At 42.1% G+C, this 20,753-nt stretch carries 21 protein-coding genes; 9 read left to right on the top strand and 12 right to left on the bottom strand.

The annotated features are described in order from the left end of the window. The first annotated feature begins 61 nt into the window (after window positions 1-61). Together ACFQZX_RS19105 and ACFQZX_RS19100 are read left to right on the top strand one after the other, a co-directional pair. A complete protein-coding gene (locus ACFQZX_RS19105; protein WP_377118439.1) occupies window positions 62-1,183 on the top strand; it encodes a TlpA family protein disulfide reductase in 1,122 nt (373 codons plus the stop codon). Window positions 1,184-1,193: 10 nt separating this feature from the next. Continuing rightward, window positions 1,194-1,520 carry a nucleotide pyrophosphohydrolase gene (locus ACFQZX_RS19100; protein ID WP_377118437.1) on the top strand — a complete coding sequence of 109 codons (327 nt, stop codon included), beginning with the start codon at window positions 1,194-1,196 and terminating at the stop codon, window positions 1,518-1,520. Between the two features lie 3 nt (window positions 1,521-1,523). Here the strand turns inward: ACFQZX_RS19100 and ACFQZX_RS19095 are convergent, their stop codons facing one another. The 4 genes from ACFQZX_RS19095 to ACFQZX_RS19080 form a co-directional block, all read right to left on the bottom strand. Further along, a complete protein-coding gene (locus tag ACFQZX_RS19095; RefSeq protein WP_377118435.1) occupies window positions 1,524-2,237 on the bottom strand; it encodes a 2-phosphosulfolactate phosphatase in 714 nt (237 codons plus the stop codon). Between the two features lie 82 nt (window positions 2,238-2,319). Beyond that, window positions 2,320-3,399 (bottom strand): glycine cleavage system aminomethyltransferase GcvT, encoded by a 1,080-nt coding sequence (gcvT, locus tag ACFQZX_RS19090; RefSeq protein WP_377118433.1) that lies wholly within the window; start codon window positions 3,397-3,399, stop codon window positions 2,320-2,322. A 56-nt stretch (window positions 3,400-3,455) separates the two neighbouring features. After that, complete coding sequence (locus tag ACFQZX_RS19085; protein WP_377118431.1) at window positions 3,456-4,649, bottom strand: glycosyltransferase family 4 protein; 1,194 nt, start codon at window positions 4,647-4,649, stop codon at window positions 3,456-3,458. Window positions 4,650-4,707: 58 nt separating this feature from the next. Beyond that, window positions 4,708-5,307, bottom strand: coding sequence for a ribonuclease HII (locus ACFQZX_RS19080; RefSeq protein WP_377118429.1), 600 nt, complete (start codon window positions 5,305-5,307; stop codon window positions 4,708-4,710). Between the two features lie 122 nt (window positions 5,308-5,429). Between ACFQZX_RS19080 and ACFQZX_RS19075 the strand changes: the two genes are divergently transcribed. After that, window positions 5,430-5,894 (top strand): DUF4920 domain-containing protein, encoded by a 465-nt coding sequence (locus tag ACFQZX_RS19075; RefSeq protein ID WP_377118427.1) that lies wholly within the window; start codon window positions 5,430-5,432, stop codon window positions 5,892-5,894. Window positions 5,895-6,025: 131 nt separating this feature from the next. Here the strand turns inward: ACFQZX_RS19075 and ACFQZX_RS19070 are convergent, their stop codons facing one another. From ACFQZX_RS19070 to panC, 5 genes are all read right to left on the bottom strand, one after another. Then, window positions 6,026-6,709: a hypothetical protein gene (locus tag ACFQZX_RS19070; RefSeq protein WP_377118425.1), complete on the bottom strand. Its 684-nt coding sequence runs from the start codon at window positions 6,707-6,709 to the stop codon at window positions 6,026-6,028. A 95-nt stretch (window positions 6,710-6,804) separates the two neighbouring features. Then, window positions 6,805-9,621, bottom strand: a complete 2,817-nt coding sequence (carB, locus tag ACFQZX_RS19065) for a carbamoyl-phosphate synthase large subunit (RefSeq protein WP_377118423.1) — start codon at window positions 9,619-9,621, stop codon at window positions 6,805-6,807. 193 nt (window positions 9,622-9,814) lie between these two features. After that, entirely contained in the window at window positions 9,815-10,768 is a 954-nt protein-coding gene (locus ACFQZX_RS19060; RefSeq protein ID WP_377118421.1) for an energy transducer TonB, read from the bottom strand. 24 nt (window positions 10,769-10,792) lie between these two features. Next, the gene (gene panD / locus ACFQZX_RS19055; RefSeq protein ID WP_377118419.1) at window positions 10,793-11,143 is read right to left on the bottom strand and encodes an aspartate 1-decarboxylase; all 351 of its coding nucleotides are present in this window, start codon (window positions 11,141-11,143) and stop codon (window positions 10,793-10,795) included. A gap of 144 nt (window positions 11,144-11,287) precedes the next feature. Further along, window positions 11,288-12,118: a pantoate--beta-alanine ligase gene (panC, locus tag ACFQZX_RS19050; protein ID WP_377118417.1), complete on the bottom strand. Its 831-nt coding sequence runs from the start codon at window positions 12,116-12,118 to the stop codon at window positions 11,288-11,290. A 153-nt stretch (window positions 12,119-12,271) separates the two neighbouring features. Here panC and ACFQZX_RS19045 point away from each other — a divergent pair, with 153 nt between their 5' ends. From ACFQZX_RS19045 to ACFQZX_RS19025, 5 genes are all read left to right on the top strand, one after another. Beyond that, window positions 12,272-13,096, top strand: coding sequence for a glycogen/starch synthase (locus tag ACFQZX_RS19045; RefSeq protein ID WP_377118415.1), 825 nt, complete (start codon window positions 12,272-12,274; stop codon window positions 13,094-13,096). Window positions 13,097-13,162: 66 nt separating this feature from the next. Further along, the gene (locus ACFQZX_RS19040; RefSeq protein WP_377118413.1) at window positions 13,163-14,479 is read left to right on the top strand and encodes a DUF4270 family protein; all 1,317 of its coding nucleotides are present in this window, start codon (window positions 13,163-13,165) and stop codon (window positions 14,477-14,479) included. 138 nt (window positions 14,480-14,617) lie between these two features. Continuing rightward, window positions 14,618-16,453, top strand: coding sequence for a glutamine--fructose-6-phosphate transaminase (isomerizing) (glmS, locus tag ACFQZX_RS19035; RefSeq protein ID WP_377118410.1), 1,836 nt, complete (start codon window positions 14,618-14,620; stop codon window positions 16,451-16,453). A 58-nt stretch (window positions 16,454-16,511) separates the two neighbouring features. Next, window positions 16,512-16,634 (top strand): hypothetical protein, encoded by a 123-nt coding sequence (locus tag ACFQZX_RS19030; RefSeq protein ID WP_377118408.1) that lies wholly within the window; start codon window positions 16,512-16,514, stop codon window positions 16,632-16,634. 127 nt (window positions 16,635-16,761) lie between these two features. After that, a complete protein-coding gene (locus ACFQZX_RS19025; protein WP_377118406.1) occupies window positions 16,762-17,700 on the top strand; it encodes a hydrogen peroxide-inducible genes activator in 939 nt (312 codons plus the stop codon). On the opposite strand, the gene ACFQZX_RS19020 is transcribed toward ACFQZX_RS19025, so the two are convergent. The 3 genes from ACFQZX_RS19020 to ACFQZX_RS19010 form a co-directional block, all read right to left on the bottom strand. After that, on the bottom strand, window positions 17,697-18,101 hold the full coding sequence (locus ACFQZX_RS19020) for an HIT family protein (RefSeq protein ID WP_377118404.1): 405 nt from the start codon (window positions 18,099-18,101) through the stop codon (window positions 17,697-17,699). The two genes, ACFQZX_RS19025 and ACFQZX_RS19020, sit on opposite strands and share 4 nt — an antisense overlap. An 88-nt stretch (window positions 18,102-18,189) precedes the next feature. Continuing rightward, window positions 18,190-18,663 (bottom strand): transcription elongation factor GreA, encoded by a 474-nt coding sequence (gene greA, locus ACFQZX_RS19015; protein ID WP_377118402.1) that lies wholly within the window; start codon window positions 18,661-18,663, stop codon window positions 18,190-18,192. Between the two features lie 201 nt (window positions 18,664-18,864). Next, window positions 18,865-19,800, bottom strand: coding sequence for a 2-hydroxyacid dehydrogenase (locus ACFQZX_RS19010; RefSeq protein ID WP_377118400.1), 936 nt, complete (start codon window positions 19,798-19,800; stop codon window positions 18,865-18,867). 389 nt (window positions 19,801-20,189) lie between these two features. Between ACFQZX_RS19010 and ACFQZX_RS19005 the strand changes: the two genes are divergently transcribed. Beyond that, on the top strand, window positions 20,190-20,753 hold the full coding sequence (locus ACFQZX_RS19005; protein WP_377118398.1) for a hypothetical protein: 564 nt from the start codon (window positions 20,190-20,192) through the stop codon (window positions 20,751-20,753).

The following is a 20,753-nucleotide window of genomic DNA, read 5'->3' as shown; positions in this document are numbered from 1 at the left end:
GATACGGTAGTATTTAATTGATAGCTGTTTAAACTACCGCTGCAATGCTTACCTTTAGCGTATGAGAAAGATGTTACTTTCCTTAATTATTCTGCAGACTGTTATCTGCAACAGTATTAATGCGCAGATAGCTTTGTTAAATACTGCTGTCGCTAAAATAAATAGTTATAAAAATATAAGCTACGAACAGATCAGTAAGCAGAAAAACCCCTTCAGCAGCGATTGGAGCTCTTTTAAGCTTAATGCCATAACAAGCCCTGCCACAACCGGGCAAAACGGGCTTTACAATATAAAAGACGAGAGAGGTTATCAAAACATTTATAACGGTTCGGCCAGTATAGACCTTGATCTGACCAATAAAACTTACGAGATAAGCAACGGGCCGAAGCAGATAGGATGGCATACACCATATTATTGGGCACATTTTATTAAGCAATGCTTAAACAGAGGCCCGCAACGAGTTTTAAAGCTGGCTGACACAATGATCAATAAAACCGCTTGTTACTACATCAGCTTGGTAATGCTCGACTCGTTACCTGCAAAAGAAGTGCATGATTTTTATTTAAGTAAAACTACTTATCTCCCGGTTTTTGTAAGACAGTACTTGCAGGGGGTATTTGGAAAGGGGGATATAATGGGCACGCAAGTTTCGGTTATGATCAATGAGGATAGCTACTCGGGCTATAGGGTAAACAACAAACTTTTTACAGATATAGCCTCTTTTACCATACCTGTAAATTTTAAACCTGCTAAAAAGGCTGAGCTGATCATGGCAGGCACTAAAGCGCCTGGCTGGCAACTAAAAGATCTGCAAGGAAACACAATATCAAGCCAGTCGCTCAGAAATAAAGTAATCCTGATTGATTTTTCTTTTAATGCCTGTGCAGCATGTATGCTTTCCATACCCATGCTTAACAAATTGCATGAAAGATATAAAGGCGACAATGTTCAGATAATTACTGTTAATGTAGCTGATACTAAGGAATCTGTAGCACGCTTTGCCAAAAAAAATAATATTAACTATTCAATACTACTTAATGGGAAGCAAGTTGCAGAAAACTTTAAGGTATCAGCATACCCAACGTTTTACCTGATAGATAAAAGCGGAAATATTGCAAGTGCTGCAGAGGGCTTTGATACAGATTTTGAAACCAAACTTTCTGCAAAAATTGATAGCCTTTAATAAATATCAAATGGATCTCAAAAAAGCACAGCAGATAGTTGATGAGTGGATAAACACAACCGGCATCAGGTATTTTAACGAGTTGACCAATACGGCTATATTAATGGAAGAGGTAGGTGAGGTTGCCCGTATAATGGCACGGCAGTATGGCGAGCAATCGTTCAAAAAGTCGGATACCGAAGTTAACCTGGCTGATGAAATGGCCGACGTGCTGTTTGTGCTTATTTGTTTGGCAAATCAAACCGGCATAGATCTTACGGAAGCTTTCGAAAAAAGCCTTCAAAAGAAAAGTATTCGTGATGCTGAAAGGCATCGGAACAACGAGAAACTGAAATAATACTTACAACTTCATCAGCCTCTCACCATTAAGTATGGGGATAGCAGTGGTCAGGTCAACCTGCAGGCAAAAGGCAATATCCTTTTCTATGCCCAGTTTCCTGAGGCGTTCGCCGTGCGAAGTTTTACTGAGGTATTGGCTGATATCGTTTTTACCTATCTGATACAGGTCGTTGGCCGCTATTGCCGGATCATCAAGCGTAAAGCCTGCATCCTTCAGTTGTTCTGTAACGGCACCGGCAAACAGCGTATCCTCCAGGTTGAAATTGTTTTTCCAGCCTGCGCAAACCAGCAAAATGTTTTCCTGCTGTGTTTTTAACCAATTGCAAAGCGCAGTTAAATTGAGAAACGACCCGATAACTACCTTTTTAGCGCTACGTGAAAGATGCAAAGCATGCGTACCGTTGGTTGTAGTAAGCACAACTGTTTTACCCCCCACTTTTTCGGTAGTGTATGAAAACGGAGAATTACCGAAATCGAAACCCGTTACAACTTCCCCGTTACGCTCGGCGGCCAGTAAATACTTTAAGCCTTTTTCGCGGTAAGCGGCGCATTCTTCTACCTCTGCTACAGGTATAATAGCTTCGGCGCCGTTTTCAATGCCATAACAGATAGACGAAGTAGCGCGAAAGATATCGATCACCACAACAATATACTCCTCTACATTGTATAATGGAATTAAGGCGGGAGTAAGGCAAACGTCTAAGCTTTTTGGCATTGGGTCATTTGTTCATTGGATCATTGGGTCATTGCTTCGTTAATTAGATTAAATGACCCAATGATAATGGCGGTCTAAGCCCTTATTTATAAAACGGCGGCTTTACTATCCTGGCTTTTACCTTATTGTCGCGTATGCTGATAAATATTTCGGTACCTTCTTTTGCAAAAGCAGCTTGTACATAACCCAGGCCGATAGCCTTTTGTAATGATGGCGATTGTGTTCCTGATGTTACTTTACCAATATTATTTCCGTCGGCATCAACAATGGCATAGTCGTGGCGCGGTATACCGCGCTCTATCATTTCAAAGCCTATCAGTTTACGTTCAACGCCTGCTTGTTTTTGTCGTTGCAAAGCAGCAGAATTGGTGAAAGGTTTATTGAATTTGGTAACCCAGCCCAAGCCGGCTTCAAGTGGCGAAGTAGCATCATCAATGTCATTACCATACAGGCAAAAGCCCATTTCTAAACGGAGCGTATCACGCGCAGCCAGTCCGATAGGTTTTATACCGAAAGGCTCTCCGGCTTTGAATATTTCGCTCCAGATAAAATCGGCATGCTCATTATCAAAATATATTTCAAATCCGCCTGCACCTGTGTAACCGGTTGCAGAAACCAGTACATTGTCAATACCCGCAAATTTCCCTTTTTTAAAGGTATAGTACTCCATAGAACCCAGATCTATATCCGTAAGGCTTTGTAGCGCATCTGCGGCTTTAGGGCCTTGTACGGCTAACAGGGATGTACGGTCGGAAATGTTTTTCATCTCCACACCGTAAGTGTTATATTTAGCTATCCAGTTCCAGTCTTTTTCAATATTGGATGCGTTCACCACCAGCATATAGGTTTTCTCGTCAATGCGATAAACCAGCAGGTCGTCTACAATACCGCCATCCTCATTAGGCAGGCAGGAGTACTGTACTTTGCCATCATAAAGTTTTGAGGCATCATTACTGGTAACCTGCTGTATAAGATCAAGGGCCTTGTCGCCTCTAAGAATAAACTCGCCCATGTGGCTCACATCAAAAACGCCTACGCCTTTACGCACAGTATCGTGTTCAATATTTACACCGGCGTATTGTACCGGCATATTATAGCCGGCAAAAGGCACCATTTTAGCACCTAAATTGATATGCACCTCAGTTAAAGCTGTATTCTTCATCTACTATTTTAAATTATCCGCAAAAATAGAAAAAACACAGCCAGTGAGGAGGGTTTTTATAAAACTGTTTCGTAAAAATCAATCAGCTGAGGTATAATGTAGTCAATGTCGTGTTCTTTCTCAATCAGCTTGCGCGCATTAAGGCCTATCTCACGGCAGTAATATTCATCTGTGGTACAATGCTTAAGCGCTTTGTGAAACTCGTCGAGGTTATTAGCTATTATTATATTTTCTCCATGAGAAACGTTAATGCCTTCGGCACCCAAAGATGTGGATATGATACATTTTTGCATGGCCATTCCCTCTATGATCTTAACCCGCATACCTCCGCCAGACAGCAATGGTACAATCATTATAGCTTTACTGTTAACAAACTCAAGCGCATCATCCACTTCACCATGTATAAACACCTTACCAAGTGCTTCGTAATCGTCAAACTCCTCAGGTATGTTGTGCCCTGCTACATAAAATTTAGCCTTGAGCGTCCCAACTGTAAACTCTTTATGAAAGTTGTCCATAAACCACTCAATACCCTCGCGGTTGGGCAGCCAGTTGAGCGATCCTAAAAAAAACAGGCTGGAAAAATCGGTTTTATTCAGGTCAGGTTGGTAAAGAGAGAGGTCTACCCCGATTGGTATCACCGTTATTGGTATCCTGGTACCAAAAGATAACAGCGATTGCTTATCCTGCTCGGTGAACACCATTATCCCATCGAAAAGGTTTAGCGTGCCCAATTCATACTTTTTTATGCGGCGGGCCAACAGGTTTAAATACCACTTTTTAAAGGGGTCGTTTTTTTGCTGAGCCAACTTTTGCCACACCTGGTGCTCAATGTTATGAGCCCGAAAGATAACCTTTGCATTACTGTTTTTTCTGATCAGGTTGAGGTACGGCGTTACAAATATCCCTTCTAACTGGATAATATCAAATCTGCTATCAACCAAAGTCTTCTGGATGATTTTTTCGAATCCGGCATTATAATATTTGTCTATCTGATGGGTACCACTTGTAAATAGATGGCTAACGGCCTGCATCATGCTTACCCGTGTATCAATCTGGTGCTCGATATAGGTTATTTGATCCAACAAGCCATCGCGCTCCCTGTACCTGCCAACCGTCCTGTCAGTAAGGGAGAGCAACGTAACCTCATGCCCAAGGTTAAGCAGCCCTTGTATTGTATTGCCAACAACAATAGGGTAGCCACCATTTTGCGGAAATGGGGTACGGTGTGTTAATATAAGTATCCTCAAACTGAAGTTTAATTGGTTTTACCAAAGGTATTAAACACGGCATGTATTGGCAACGCTGCTACTCAAAAATTGTAAGCTGAGGATTGGTTACCTTGAAAGTTTTACGATGATATGGCGTATGCCCCAGATTTAATACCGTTTTGCGGTGATCAATAGTTGGATATCCCTTGTTAGAATGCCAGTTATATTCAGGGTGTTCTGCCGCTATTTGTTTCATATAATCATCCCGGTAGGTTTTGGCAAGTATTGAGGCGGCAGCAATACTGAAATATTTGGCATCGCCTTCAACTATGCATTTATGAGGTGTTTCGCCATACTTATTGAAGCGGTTACCATCAATGATCAGAAATTGCGGCCTGAGGTGCAATTTTTCTATAGCACGATGCATAGCCAGGAAAGATGCGTTAAGTATGTTTATCTGATCTATCTCGTGGTTATCGCACCAGGCTACAGCATGGGCTATGGCTTTCTGCTCAATTTCAATCCTTAGCTGGTAGCGCACCTCTTCAGTAAGTTGTTTGGAGTCGTTAAGCAGATGATGATCAAAACTCTCCGGCAGGATAACAGCGGCGGCAAACACAGGCCCTGCAAGGCAACCGCGACCGGCTTCATCACATCCTGCTTCAATAAAATCATACTGGTACCTGGCTAATAACATTCTTGGGCTCTGTATCCTTCTCGTTGTGGTAAACAAATATCATAAATATGAGCTTAGGGGGCAATAATTTTTGAAAAATAAAATTGACTAAACCATGCATCTGTTATGGTGTTTAAATAACAATGAGATATCTATCAATTTTGTACCTGATACTTGTAAGCGTAACTTGTTTTGCTCAAAAACATACGCCCCTGCCACATGGCATGATATTTGGCAATAAGCCCAATGCCATTGCACCTATTGCCGCAACAGACATTGAGCGCTCCATGGGTGGTAAAATAAGACAGACAACAGCCATAATTGGTAAAATTATTAAAGTTAAACGCGAGGCAGGTGGATGGTTTTTAATGGATGCAGGTAATGGGCGGGTTATTGATGCTCATTTCGCGAATTATAATATTCATCTGCCTGAAGCTATTGAAGGGCGTACAGTTATTATTGAGGGTGTTGCCCAACGCCGGCTGATAGCTGATGACGCACAACATTTTGCAGGCGATACGGTGCACGGGAAAAAACAGCACAAAGAAAAGGTGGACCCAAAAGAACGGATTATATTCGAAGTGCAGGGGCTGGTAGTAGATAAGTAAATTCTGTTGGCGGTTTTCAGTTTAAAATTTATAGCCGGCACTGTTGTAATATCAGAGAGGCAAAGTAAATACTTATCACAAAAAAAGCGACAGGCTCACACCCATCGCTTCTGAAATATATAAACTTTTTATCAGGCAAACCTTGCTTTGTTGTTTAGCCTATTAGGCTCAAGGTCAAGGTAATCTGCAAATAGCTCACGTACTTTGCCGGCTATTTCCGCTTTATTAACGGTTGATGCTTCGCGGCGGCATTTAAGATAATGTTCGCGTGCAATCTTTTCAGCCAGGTCACCTAATGTCTTTACTTTAAGTTCTTTGCCAAATTTGCCAGCCATTATTAGCCCGGTAATTGAAAGGATCATGCCAATATATCCCGGGGTTGGGTATATAAAGCTTGCTGTTACTGATAATAGCAAAGCCAATCCAAAGGCCCAAACAATTACGGGTTTTGGCCGCAACAAATTCATATGTAAGCCCATCTCATGTTCCACATCGGCTACTACCTCAATCCGGTTATCGCGCGGGAAAAGCTCACATAACTTGGTTTGCGGCTTAAGTTCGGCCCGTTCAACAGATTTTTTAGCGTTTATGGCATTACGCAGCTTGTAAAAAGCCTGCTGTGTGGTACAGCTGTCAGACTGGGCTTGCTTAACTTTATCCACCACCAGGTCGCAAAGTGCGCCAAAGGTTTTCACCTCGTGCAGGTCGTGGTCTGTAAATTTAATGTGAAATGATCTTTCAACCTTCAGCAGCACATCACCTATATCCTCCGGGTCTATCTGATTTAAATTAACAACCGGAGCATTATTCTTCAAACTAACTTTCAATCCTGTAGTATTAAATTAAACTATTGTTAGCCGCAGTATGTTTACTGCGGCTAACCTGTAATTCAAACTGTTACCAGTACGAATTATTTACTTAAATACATTGATTTTTCACGGTATAGATGCCTGAAGTAAGGATCCTGAAGGTTTGGAATAAACCTGATGGCCTCTCCTGTAGATTTCATTTCGGGGCCAAGTTCCTTATTTACATCAGGAAATTTATCAAACGAGAATATAGGTTCTTTTATTGCATAACCTTTAAGCTTGCGTTCAATAGTAAAATCTTTAAGTTTATTTACACCTAACATCACTTTAGCAGCTATGTTAATGTAAGGCACATCATACGCTTTGGCAATAAATGGCACCGTACGTGATGCGCGCGGATTAGCCTCAATCACGTAAACCTTATCATCTTTTATAGCAAACTGAATGTTAAGCAAACCGCGTACGTTAAGTGCACGGGCTACTTTTTCGGTATACTCTTCCATCTGGCGGATAACATTGTCGCTCAGATCGAATGGCGGAAGCACGGCAAACGAATCGCCGGAGTGGATACCAGCAGGTTCAATATGTTCCATCATACCGATGATGTGTACATCTTCACCGTCGTGAATAGAGTCAGATTCTGCCTCAGCAGCGCGGTCAAGGAAATGATCAATCAGCACACGGTTGCCAGGCAGGTTTTTTAACAGGTTAACCACGGCTTTTTCCAAGTCCTCGTCGTTTATCACGATACTCATCCCCTGACCACCAAGAACATAGCTTGGGCGTACCAGTACCGGGTAACCTACTTCATGCGCTACCTCAAGTGCTTCTTCAGCGCTTTCGGCAACACCATATTTTGGATACGGAATGCCGAGGTCTTTCAGCAAGTCGCTGAAACGGCCGCGGTCTTCCGCAATGTCCATATTGTCAAAAGATGTTCCTATGATCTTAATACCGTGCTGATGCAGCTTTTCAGCCATTTTAAGGGCTGTTTGACCACCCAACTGAACGATCACGCCTTCAGGTTGCTCAAGGTCTATGATCTCGCGTACGTGCTCCCAGAAAACCGGTTCAAAGTACAGCTTATCGGCCATGTTAAAATCGGTTGATACGGTTTCGGGATTACAATTAACCATGATCGCTTCATAACCTGCTTCTTTAGCTGCAAGTAAGCCATGTACGCAGCTATAATCAAACTCAATACCCTGACCGATACGGTTGGGGCCAGAGCCTAAAACGATGATCTTTTTACGATCTGAAACTATTGATTCGTTTTCGCCCTCGTAAGTTGAGTAGTAGTATGGAGTTTGCGCGGCAAATTCGGCAGCACATGTATCTACCATTTTATAAACGCGGCGTATGTTTAGCTCTTTACGGCGGTTATAAACATCCTCCTCGGTTACGTTACCTAAAATATAGGCAATCTGCGGATCTGAAAAACCTTTTTGCTTAATTGTGTAGAAGAAGTCCTCAGGTATGTTATTTAATGAGTACCTGCGCAGTTCATTCTCAAGATTTACCACATCCTGTATCTGGTTCAGGAACCAGCGGTCTATTTTGGTCACCTTGCGGATAGATTCCATAGGCACCCCAAGGCTCATGGCATCGTAAATATGGAACAACCTGTCCCAGCTTGGGTGCTCAAGACTGTTCATTATCTCATCCAGGTTGCGGCTCTGGCGGCCATCGGCACCAAGTCCGGCGCGACCGATCTCCAGGCTTTGGCAAGCTTTCTGCAAAGCTTCGATAAAGCTGCGGCCAATACCCATTACCTCACCTACAGATTTCATCTGCAAGCCAAGTTCGCGGTTGGCGCCTTTAAATTTATCGAAGTTCCAGCGTGGTATTTTAACGATCACATAATCCAATGTAGGCTCAAAATAAGCCGATGTGGTTTTAGTGATCTGGTTTTCTATTTCATCAAGGTTATAACCTATGGCTAATTTGGCAGCAATTTTGGCAATCGGGTAACCGGTTGCTTTTGATGCAAGGGCTGATGAGCGGGATACACGCGGATTGATCTCGATAGCGATGATCTCTTCTGTAGCAGGGTTTACAGAAAACTGCACGTTACAACCACCGGCAAAGTTACCGATAGCACGCATCATCTTTATAGCCTGGTTACGCATTTGCTGATAGCAGCGGTCGCTAAGCGTCATGGCCGGGGCCACGGTTATCGAGTCGCCGGTATGGATACCCATCGGGTCGAAATTCTCAATAGAGCAAATAATGATCACGTTGTCCCGGTTGTCACGCAATAACTCCAGCTCATACTCTTTCCAGCCTAAAACGGCCTGTTCTACCAATACCTCATGGGTTGGCGAGGCCTGCAAACCACGGCTAAGAGCTACGTCGAAATCTTCTTTTTTATGTACAAAGCCTGCACCTTTACCACCAAGCGTATAGCTTGGGCGTATAACCAGTGGAAACCCTATCAGCTGGGCAGCTTCTTTACCTTCCAGGAAAGAGTTGGCTATTTTTGATTTGGCAACACCAACACCTATATCAACCATTAACTGGCGGAACGCTTCGCGGTTTTCGGTTTTTTCGATGGCGGCAACATCAACACCTACTACTTTTACACCATACTTTTCCCAAAGGCCACGCTCTGATGCTTCTATACAAAGGTTAAGCGCTGTTTGGCCGCCCATGGTAGGCAATACGGCATCAATATGCTGTTCCTGCAAAATTTGTTCAAGGCTTTCGCAGGTCAACGGCAACAGGTAAACATGGTCGGCAATAACTTTATCGGTCATGATGGTTGCCGGGTTACTGTTGATTATGGATACGGAGATACCCTCGTCTTTTAACGAAAGGGCTGCTTGCGAACCCGCATAATCAAACTCACACGCCTGGCCAATAATAATAGGCCCTGAACCAATAATTAATACGGATTTGATGGAAGTGTCTTTGGGCATAGTGCTTTTTAAATCAAAAAGTTAAAAACGGGCTTTTGCCATTTAACAATAAGTTCTATGCGCTGAAATTGTGAAGTATTTCCCGATTCAGCATCGGGGTGCAAAGATAGTAATTTGCAGGGATTTGGCGTTAGAATTTTGAAAAAAAATCCATGGATTGTGACAGGGGGTTCTAAGTACAGTTAAAGCAACTTTATTGTCCGGAAACGGCGAAGTTAATGGGTATTGAGTAATATGCCTGAACAGGTACCCCATACAAAGTAGCAGGCTTCCAATTAGGACTTAACATCATTATTCTTTGCGCCCCGTTGCTAAAACCAGGGCTAACCGATCCTAAAATTGCTATGTTGCCGATACTACCATCAATACCAACTGTAAAGCCGACAATTGCCCGTCCTGATATGCCATTCTCCCGTTCATATGCGGGATATCGTATAGTTTTCGACAGGAAGTTTCCATATTTTTTCTCGCCACCAACAAAATTCGGGCTTTCATAACGGTTTTTACTATAGGTATACTTGATGTTGTTTTGCATAGACGTGGCTGTGGTCAGCTCGCCATCTTTATAAATTTCAACAAATGAAACACGATGATCTTTGTCTTCTCCTGTCCATTCTCCGTCACGCTTTCCATTTTTTATAGAACCATGTTCAAGCGCATAATCAAATGTATTATTATAAAATGCCATCACACCATTACCTGCAGTAACAAGTTCAGTTCCGTTTGCGTCGTAAGCTTCCTGAATAATATAGTTAGTAGAATCTGAATCAGACGAGGCTTTTTGATATATCTTATGTAGAAACAGCTTTCCTTGCGGATAATATTCAAAGCAATCGCCTGTTTTTCTACCGTCTTTATAATTAGAGATTGTTTTTCTGGCACCGCTTTCAAAAAATTCAATACATGGCCCTTCTAACCTTAGCTTAAGTGACGATGAATTCGTTTTGGCTGTGAGCTTCCTTTTGCCATTTCTGTAAAACTCCTCAACATTGAATTGCTTTGCATTGGCTTCTTTGGTTATTATACGCACATATTTAACGCTATCAGCTATGTTAGTTAAAACGCCTGATCGGTCAAAATAAGAAGTGTCTTGTGAAAATGCGTCGGAAAGATTTAAGCACAAGAGAACAAAAAATAACAGTTTCATTAACTAAGCTTAGGAAGACCTAATCTACTTAATTAATCTGTTATTTGCATCCGGGAAAATTAAAATAGGCTCGTAAGCTTTGGCCTCTTCTGCTTCCATATAAGCGTACGACATGATGATAACGATATCACCCACCTGCGCCAGGCGTGCAGTAGCACCGTTAAGGCAAACCGTACCGCTACCGCGTTCACCTTTTATCACATAAGTTTCAAAACGGGCACCATTGTTATTGTTTACAATCTGCACCTTTTCGTTCGGGATGATATTAGCAGCTTCTATCAGTTCTTCGTCTATAGTTATACTACCAACATAGTTCAGCTCGGCCTGTGTAACTTTAACTCTGTGAAGCTTTGATTTTAATACCTCAATAATCATGATGCAAAGGTAGGATAATTTAAGTGGGTAAACTATGGTTTATGGTTGGCAGCTTATAGTTCATAGCTAAGAAATTACATTGCACTTATAGTATGAAAGCAAAAGAGGCTATTATCCATGAACAATTAGCTATTAGCTATAATATTACTTTATCAACACATTGTCTATCAATCTTGTTTTGCCTACCCGGGCTGCGGTGAGCGCAACAATGGTTTTTGATGAAGCATCCGCCTCCACAAGTGTTTCGCCGTTTGCAATCCTGAAGTACTCAGGCACCACACCCTCCTCGGCTGCCAGGGCCCGCATAGCATCATCTTGCAATTGCCCGATATTATTAACATCAAACTCATTTTTAACCCGGTTCAACACCTTTGAAAGAATAAGCGCATGCCTCCTATCATCTGCAGAGAGGTGTATATTGCGGGAGCTCATTGCAAGGCCGTCGGCATCACGCTCAATAGCACACATTACCATGTTTACAGGGATGTTCAGCAACTTAACCATACGGCTTACTATTAAAAACTGCTGATAGTCCTTTTGCCCCATATATAAATTGGCTGGCTTTACAATATCAAGCAGTTTATAAACTACCTGCGTTACACCCTGATAATGCCCCGGCCTGAACTCGCCCTCAAGCTGCTGTTCAAGAGGGCCAATATCCAAATGCCATTGCTCATTACCGTCATATATTTCACTTACAGGCGGGTTAAATAAAACATCACAGCCAACAGCCTCTAACTTTTCAATATCATCCTTAATAGGCCGTGGATACTTTTCAAGATCTTTCGGATCATTAAATTGGGTTGGGTTTACAAATATGCTGCAAACCGTTATATCGTTAGCTGCTTTAGCCTGCGTTATTAAAGAAAGGTGACCATTATGCAGCGCGCCCATTGTTGGCACAAAGCCAATAACAGCATTGCCCTGCGCCGATAAATACTGGTGAATGGCCTGGCGTGTGGTAAATATTTTCAAAGCTTAAAATGTCAGCAAAATTTGGCAAAGGTGTGTAATTCCTTAAAAACTACCAAACATAGTTCCGCAATTGGTTGCCAATTCATATAATAATGCTTATATTTGCAGACTCAAATTTTTTTGACTTCTTACATTTATTAATATCTAATAGTGATGGGTAAATCAAAACTTCTGTTCATAACTCATGAAATGTCTCCTTTTCTCGAAATCTCAAAAATTGCTGAAATAACCCGCCAGCTTCCGCAAGCCATGCAGGATAAGGGATTTGAGATACGCATTTTGATGCCACGCTTCGGCAACATTAACGAGCGCCGGAACCGTTTACATGAGGTTATCCGTTTATCGGGCATGAACATCATCATCAATGACAATGATAACCCGCTCATTATAAAAGTTGCATCTATCCCGGCTGCGCGCATGCAGGTATACTTCCTGGATAATGAGGAATACTTTCAGCGCAAGCATGTGTTCAACGACAAAGACGGTAAATTTTACGCAGACAATGATGAGCGCATGATATTTTTCTGCAAAGGAGCGCTTGAAACTGTTAAGAAACTGGGCTGGGCGCCAGATGTTATTCATTGCCATGGCTGGATGAGCGCATTAGTACCCGCCTATTTAAAAACCACTTATAAAGACGATCCTACTTTCAAACATTCAAAAGTGGTGTACTCTATCTATGAAAATGAATTTTCAGAAAAGCTTAATGCCGAGTTTGCACAAAAAGCTGTTATGGGCGACATGACAGAGGAGCACACTGAGGTTTATAAAGAAGGCACAAATTCCGCTTTATATGCAGGCGCTATACATTACAGCGATGCAATAGTTTTAGGAAGCGCAGATATTGATGCCGATGTGTTAAATAATGTTAAAAACAGCAATAAACCGGTATTGGATTCCGTTTCTACTTCTGATTTCGAAAATTATTACAATTTTTACGACGAAATCACTGACGAGCAGTTGGTGGATGTTGCATAAGCTTTTTAAATATATATGAAATTTTACAAATTAGGCTTATTAACCCTGTTAATAAGTCTTTTTATTTTGAGCTGTAAAAAACAGGAAGGCATAGGCCTTGATGTTGACCCGGCAACCCAGGTTAACGGTACACTTGTGGTAGACACCAGCATTGTAGCCACTACCGTTCCTGAAGATAGCGTTGTTACTAATAACCTTTCTTCAAGGGCCATACTTGCTTATTTTAAAGATCCGGAGCTTGGCGTTACCGAAACCCATATAGCTGCAGTATTGCAATTGCCCGGTGCAACAGCCTATACACTGCCAACCGGTACTATTACCATAGATTCGGCCAGGCTGATACTACCGTATGCACGTAACAATGCTTTCTATGGCGATTCATTGGTATCCAGCTATAAAATAGATGTTCACCAGCTAAATGAACGTATAGTTACTACAAAAGCATATTATAACAATAATCAATTTGATTATAAGCCGGAACTGTTGGGCTCAAAAACATTCTACGCAAGGCCTAACGATAGTGTTCAAGTATACAACATTGTTAAAGGCGGTCCCGATACTTTACAGAAGATTGCTCCTCATGTACGTATACCTATCAGTACCTCTTTCATCAATAATAATTTTTTCGAAGCTTCGTCCTCAACTTTAAGCTCAAGCTCTATTTTTGAAAACACAGTAAAGGGCTTATATATCACGCTTGACAAAAACCAAATGCCCGGCATTGGGGGGAATATGTTTTTCAACCTCGATTCGGCATCTGTACAAGTGTATTATAAACGGGTAGATGGCACTACTATCGATACTACATCCGTATCCTTACCACTCGGTGTAACTGTTACCGGTATAAAACATGATTACTCGGATAAAGTAAAAGCTGCCCTCAATGGCACCTCTGCAGACGGTCTTGTATATTTGCAGGGAGTATCCGGCTTGCGTGCAAAGCTGACCTTTCCTGATGTTAAAAAAATGTTTGCCTCGGTAGGAGATGTGATTTTAAACCGTGCGGAACTGGTAGTAACCACTAAGCCTGGCACAACAACACCTTTCAGGCCGGCACAAAGGCTAACCCTTTATAAATATGATCTTGCACATCAACGCGTAGCTATACAGGACAACTCTTCAGACCCACGGAATAGCGGCATAATTGGTGGTGGCTTTAACTCCACCAACGGCGAATATCATTTTGTTGTTACTGCCTTTTTGCAGGATCTGCTGTCAGGCAAAACGGCCGACTACGGTACATTCCTGGCACCTGCAGATATAAGCTCAAGTAATGTTACGCTTTTGCCTGTTACCGATTATGCAGAGCGGTCAGTAATTGTCGGTAAGAATTCCCCGTACCGTATAAAGCTTAATATCATTTATACCAAGATAAAGAAATAGCATACTTTTTAAAGTAATAACAAAAAAGAGCGCTCACAAACGGCGCTCTTTTTTGTTAATGCTATTTTACGGATATACATTTTATCTGCTACTTTTGCCGGATACCAGATTTTTAATTGTTGATCAAAAACGCTCTTTATGTGTGGAATAGTAGGATATATTGGTTACAGAGATGCTTGCCCGATAGTAATAAAAGGGCTTCACAGGCTGGAGTACAGGGGCTACGACAGCGCCGGAATTGCCCTGGGAGAGGGCGGCCTGAAACTTTTTAAAAAGGCGGGTAAGGTAAGCGACCTTGAAGATCATATTGCTGATCAAAACCTGGCCGGAACTATTGGAATGGGCCATACACGCTGGGCAACACATGGAGCACCAAGCGATAGGAACTCACATCCGCATACATCCGGCGATGGCAAGCTTGCCATCATACACAACGGCATCATTGAAAACTATGCTGTGCTTAAAGAGGCACTGATAGCCAAGGGACATGAGTTTAAAAGCGATACCGACACCGAGGTGCTGATACATCTTATCGAGGAAATTAAGGACGTTACCGGACTGGAACTTCGCGAGGCGGTCAGGTTGGCGCTTAACCGGGTTGTTGGCGCTTATGCTATCGTTATCATGAGCGAAGATGAACCTGATGAACTTATAGCCGCCCGTAAAGGCAGCCCAATGGTTATTGGCGTTGGCGAAGGTGAATACTTTATAGCATCTGATGCAACCCCGATAGTTGAATATACCAACAATGTAATTTATTTAAATGATAACGAAATTGCGTACATCAGAAGGGATGATCTGCTGATCAAAAACATTGATAATACCGTACAGGTACCTTATATACAAGAACTCGAACTTAAGTTAGAGATGCTTGAAAAGGGTGGTTACGATCACTTTATGTTAAAGGAGATATATGAGCAGCCACGCTCTATTCGCGATTGTTTAAGAGGCCGTATTTATCCAACGGAAGGCTTGGTACAGTTAGGAGGTATAAAAGACTATATAGAAAAACTAAAGGAGCTTGACCGTATAATTATTGTTGCATGCGGCACATCCTGGCATGCAGGCCTGGTTGGCGAATACCTGATAGAAGAATACGCACGCGTACCAGTAGAAGTTGAATATGCATCTGAATTCAGATACCGCAACCCGATCATTACACCTAACGACCTGGTGATTGCGATATCACAATCCGGAGAAACCGCCGATACCATGGCCGCCATTGAATTAGCTAAAGAAATGGGAGCTACCATCTTTGGAATTTGCAACGTAGTGGGTGCTTCTATCCCACGTATTACGCATGCTGGTGTTTACACGCATGCCGGACCAGAAATTGGAGTAGCTTCAACCAAAGCTTTCACTGCACAGGTAACCATACTAACGCTGATGGCTTTTTACATAGCACAGCAAAGGGGAAATATCACACAAAGTAAATTTATAGAATATCTTACCGAGCTTGATAAAGTACCAGACCTGGTAGAACAAACTTTAAAATGCAATGATACTGTTAAAGCGATTGCCGAACGCTTTAAAGACTCGGCCAACTGCCTGTTTTTGGGGCGGGGTGTATCATTCCCGGTAGCGCTGGAAGGCGCTTTGAAGCTCAAAGAGATCTCTTATATACATGCCGAAGGATACCCGGCTGCCGAAATGAAACATGGCCCAATCGCTTTGATCGACGCTGAAATGCCGGTAGTGTTTATAGCTACCAAAAACTCATCTTACGAAAAAGTGATAAGTAATATACAGGAGGTAAAAGCGCGTGGTGGTAAGGTCATCGCAATAGTTTCTGAAGGGGACGTGGAAGTAAAAGAGATGGCCGATTATGTGATAGAAATACCCCTTACAGGTGAAACTTTTGTGCCATTACTGGCCACTATACCGCTGCAGTTACTATCCTACCATATAGCTGTTATGCGGGGCTGTAATGTAGATCAGCCACGTAACCTGGCAAAATCTGTGACGGTAGAATAACCATTTCATAAAAATGGAACAATACTTGCCAATGCTATCATAACAAAACTAAAACATTATGGCAGCAAAAGGAAAAAAAGGGTCATGTTGGGCTGGATATAAAATGGCAGGCATGAAAAAGAAAAAGGGCAGGCAAGTGCCTAATTGTGTTAAAGCAAAATCTAAAAAGAAAAATAGATGATAGCCGCTGTAACAAGCGGCTTTTCTTTTTGTAATTCTCAAGCCAAGGTAATTGGACAATAATTATTATCATAATTTACGATAGATAAAAACAATAATTTTTAAGTTTGTGTATAGTTATTTCCAATATGACGATTACACAGCTTGAATATATAATAGCCGTTGACACCTATCGCAGCTTTGTAGCTGCAGCCAATAAATGCTTTGTTACGCAACCTACACTTAGCATGCAGGTACAAAAGTTAGAAGACACGCTTGGAGTAAAAATATTCGACAGGAGCAAGCAACCAGTTGTGCCCACAGAATTAGGAGAAGAAATTATAGCACAGGCAAGGATATTACTGGCCGAAAGTGAGAAAATCAAAGAGATAATAACAGACCGCCAGAAAGAGTTATCGGGCGAACTGCGCGTGGGCATTATACCAACCGTTGCACCATACATTTTGCCTAAAATATTAAACAGCTTCATAGATAAATATCCCCAGGTCAAACTGATCGTATGGGAGCAAACCACAGAGCAGATCATTCAGCAATTAAAGCTGGGTACGCTTGACTGTGGCATACTATCAACCCCTCTTCATGAAAGCAGCCTGACTGAAATACCTGTATTTTATGAAAACTTTGTTGCCTACGCCTCTAAAAACAGCAAGCTTTTTAAAAAGAAAGCCATAACCCCAGATGATATTGATATGGAAGAAATATGGGTGCTTAATGAGGGCCATTGCATGCGCGAACAGGTATTGAATATTTGCCAAAGACGAAAAGCGACCCGCGGATTCCAGCACTTTGAATACAATACCGGCAGTGTAGAAACTTTAAAGCGCATGGTTGATATGAATAATGGGGCCACTATATTACCTGAACTTGCACTTGCTGATATGAGTGATAAACAGCGCGACAAAGTGCGCTATTTTAAAAGCCCCGAGCCGGCACGCGAAGTGAGTATTGTAACGCATCGTAATTTTTTAAAGCGGAGAATGATAGAAGCACTTAAAAACGAGATATTGGAGTTTGTACCCAAAAGACTCCGCACAAAAAAGAAAAAGGAAATTATGGAAACGGCTTAATGGGTAACTTCCCTGAGCGCTTCAGTAATTTTTTCGGCAGTTGCCGCCAGCTCTTCCTGAGATGGAGATAGCTTTGGCCTTGCAAAATTCATATCATCAACCTGGTTCATAGGGATAAGGTGGATATGTGCATGAGGCACTTCGAGGCCAATAACCGCTACCCCGACCTTTTTGCAGGGAATAGCCTTCTTTATACCTGTAGCAACAATTTTAGCAAACATCTGCAAGCCAAGGTAAGTTTCCTCATCCAGATCAAAAATATAATCCACCTCTTTTTTAGGTATTACCAGTACATGCCCTTCGGCAAGTGGGCTGATATCTAAAAAAGCAAAAAAATCATTGGTTTCCGCTACCTTATGTGAAGGTATTTCGCCTGATATTATTTTCGAAAAGATGCTCATAGGTGTGATGGGTTGATTAGTAGATTAAGTGATTAGCCTGAAAATTGTTTGGGTGAGTAACTTAAAATTACCCACCTAAACAGTTTTACTATCTGCTTATTTCTAATATCTCGAATTCTATTTTACCTGCAGGAACGGTTATCTCTGTTTTTTCTCCAACGGATTTACCCAATAAGCCTTTGGCAATTGGTGATGTTACCGAGATTTTACCGGCTTTAAGATCGGCTTCACTTTCAGAAACCAATTGATAACTCATTGTAGCACCATTCTTAACGTTTTTTATCTTCACCTTTGAAAGTGCCAGCACCTTTGATGTGTCAATTTTCGATTCATCAAGCAGGCGTGCGTTAGATAGTGTTTCCTCAAGTTTGGCAATTTTTGTTTCATGCAGGCCTTGTGCCTCTTTAGCCGCATCATATTCGGCATTTTCAGAAAGATCGCCTTTATCCCGCGCTTCGGCAATTGCTTTTGCAATGTTTGCGCGGCCCACAGTTTTTAGCTGTTGTAATTCCTCTTTTAAATTTTCTAAACCTTCTTTGGTATAGTATGATACCTCTGCCATAATACACTATTATTTAGTACTGTTTATTATCAATCAGGCCAAAAAAAACCGCTCCCCTACTTTTCTGATAGAAGAGCGTACGGCCATAAAAACAAACAAGACCACAGGGGCGTCGCCTCTATAGTCTTGTTTGGTATATAACGAAGATAGTATATTTAAATTTTATTATCCAAATTTTTTGCCTGCTTTTTCGGCGTCTGTTTAATCGGCCAGGCCTATCTCTGCTAATTTTTCGGCCATTACTTCGCTTATTTTACGGTAACTTTCAAATGTCCATCCGCCTACGTGCGGGCTTAAAAGCACCTTGCCGCTTGTGCGCAATTCATCAAACCACTCCTGCTCGGCAAGCGATGGAAACTTTTCTACTTCGAGCACATCCAAACCGGCTGCCAGCACCTTTTCTTGTTTTATAGCATTAAGCACTGCGCTTGTTTTTACCACTTTGCCGCGGGCAGTGTTCAGGAAAAATACAGGCTTTTTAAAATGAAAGAAATACTCGTCATCAACCATGCCACTGGTTTCGCGGGTAAGAGGGACGTGTAAACTGAGCACATCGCTATGTTTAACAATTTCTTCCATACTTACCTCGCGTGCATAACGGTCGCTAAAGCCGGTTTTATACTTGTCATAAGCAATAACATTTACCTCAAAGCCCGATAGCTTTTTGGCAAAGGTACTGCCCATGTTTCCGTAACCTATAATTCCCACAGTCCGGCCTTTCAGCTCATATCCACGGTTTTCTTCACGCAGCCATTTACCATTACGCACTTCTCCATCACCACGATTAAGGTTGTTCATTAAAGATAACAGCATCCCTATTGCATGTTCGCCCACAGCATCACGGTTACCTTCGGGCGCGTTTATTAATATAACCCCTTTTTCAATTGCATAATCCTCACCTATGTTATCCATTCCGGCGCCGGCACGACAGATAAAGCGAAGATTCACCGCTAAGTCTAAAAAAACCTTATCAACCTGGAACTTCGAGCGGATAACCAATCCATCATAATTATTAATGATTTGGCTGGCGCCCTCAAGTTTCATGTCGGGCTGATAATCTATGGTATAACCCAGTGCTGATGCCTGCTCCATAAATGCCGGATGCAGATCGTCGACTATAAGTATGTGATTTTTCAAAGCAGTAAATTTTAATGGGATAAAAGTAGCAAAATCAAAGATTGCGGAGAAACCCGCTGCTGAACATGGCATAAAGCTGACTCACCCGGTCATCGCTACCACTCGAACATCCTCTCTCCGCGAGCGGAAAGAGGATTTAAAAAATTTACTTCCTTTTTTACCCTCTTTACGAAGTAGAGAGGGTCGACCAGCGGAGCGTCGTCGGGGAGAGTAAATAGCCGATAAGCTGGCTCATCAGGTCGTTGCTACGCTCGACCACATCTCTTCGCAGTGCGAAAAGATGTCTTAAACCCTCTATCCTTCTCGACCTTTTTGCGCAGCAGAGAGGATCGACAATCGAAGCGTCATCGGGCCAAGTAAACTGGCACGTAAATAGCATTGTAATTATTATGAAAATTATACCGTTCAAAAACGCCCGTAACAGCATAAAACAATTTACCGAGAAGCTTTCTGAAGATGGTTTCAGGCAGATATTTGACCGTATAGATCAATTAAGTGTTAAACGAGGTGTTGATACCATGGGGCTTGATAAGTTTATTAATCAATGCGCCCTGATGGCAGCCACATCCGGAGCGGTGGCAGGTACCGGCGGCCTGATCACTATGCTGGTAGGCATGCCGGTTGACTTTGTTAACCTGATAGCCCAGCAATTTAGGGTTACTATGGCGATAATGTACCATAATAAAGGTAGTTACAGGGTAGGCTTTGATGATTTTATGACCCTTGTTGCTACGTCATTTAAAATAGAAACAGGTATGGCCGTTACCAAAACCATGATGGAAGGTGTAGCAGAAAAATTGTTGCTTGGCTTTGGCGTTCGCACCGCCGAAAGACTGGTGCCCGTAATAGGCGCAGCTATAGGTGGAACTGCGAACTATTTATTTGTTAAGCGGATGGCCAATAAAGTAAAGGAGCTATATCCTAACCCAAAAATGGTAATTAAAATAGATTGA

The sequence above is a fragment of the Mucilaginibacter litoreus genome (genome assembly GCF_042676805.1).
Lineage (GTDB): Bacteria > Bacteroidota > Bacteroidia > Sphingobacteriales > Sphingobacteriaceae > Mucilaginibacter > Mucilaginibacter litoreus.
This window is presented reverse-complemented; position numbering and strand designations above follow the sequence as displayed.

Coding starts and splice junctions, on each gene's coding strand:
- ACFQZX_RS19105 (WP_377118439.1), top strand. CDS start 62: ATGAGAAAGATGTTACTTTCCTTAATTATTCTGCAGACTGTTATCTGC.
- ACFQZX_RS19100 (WP_377118437.1), top strand. CDS start 1,194: ATGGATCTCAAAAAAGCACAGCAGATAGTTGATGAGTGGATAAACACA.
- ACFQZX_RS19095 (WP_377118435.1), bottom strand. CDS start 2,237: ATGCCAAAAAGCTTAGACGTTTGCCTTACTCCCGCCTTAATTCCATTA.
- gcvT (WP_377118433.1), bottom strand. CDS start 3,399: ATGAAGAATACAGCTTTAACTGAGGTGCATATCAATTTAGGTGCTAAA.
- ACFQZX_RS19080 (WP_377118429.1), bottom strand. CDS start 5,307: ATGTTATTAGCCAGGTACCAGTATGATTTTATTGAAGCAGGATGTGAT.
- ACFQZX_RS19075 (WP_377118427.1), top strand. CDS start 5,430: ATGAGATATCTATCAATTTTGTACCTGATACTTGTAAGCGTAACTTGT.
- carB (WP_377118423.1), bottom strand. CDS start 9,621: ATGCCCAAAGACACTTCCATCAAATCCGTATTAATTATTGGTTCAGGG.
- ACFQZX_RS19060 (WP_377118421.1), bottom strand. CDS start 10,768: ATGAAACTGTTATTTTTTGTTCTCTTGTGCTTAAATCTTTCCGACGCA.
- panD (WP_377118419.1), bottom strand. CDS start 11,143: ATGATTATTGAGGTATTAAAATCAAAGCTTCACAGAGTTAAAGTTACA.
- ACFQZX_RS19045 (WP_377118415.1), top strand. CDS start 12,272: ATGGGTAAATCAAAACTTCTGTTCATAACTCATGAAATGTCTCCTTTT.
- glmS (WP_377118410.1), top strand. CDS start 14,618: ATGTGTGGAATAGTAGGATATATTGGTTACAGAGATGCTTGCCCGATA.
- ACFQZX_RS19030 (WP_377118408.1), top strand. CDS start 16,512: ATGGCAGCAAAAGGAAAAAAAGGGTCATGTTGGGCTGGATATAAAATG.
- ACFQZX_RS19025 (WP_377118406.1), top strand. CDS start 16,762: ATGACGATTACACAGCTTGAATATATAATAGCCGTTGACACCTATCGC.
- ACFQZX_RS19020 (WP_377118404.1), bottom strand. CDS start 18,101: ATGAGCATCTTTTCGAAAATAATATCAGGCGAAATACCTTCACATAAG.
- greA (WP_377118402.1), bottom strand. CDS start 18,663: ATGGCAGAGGTATCATACTATACCAAAGAAGGTTTAGAAAATTTAAAA.
- ACFQZX_RS19005 (WP_377118398.1), top strand. CDS start 20,190: ATGAAAATTATACCGTTCAAAAACGCCCGTAACAGCATAAAACAATTT.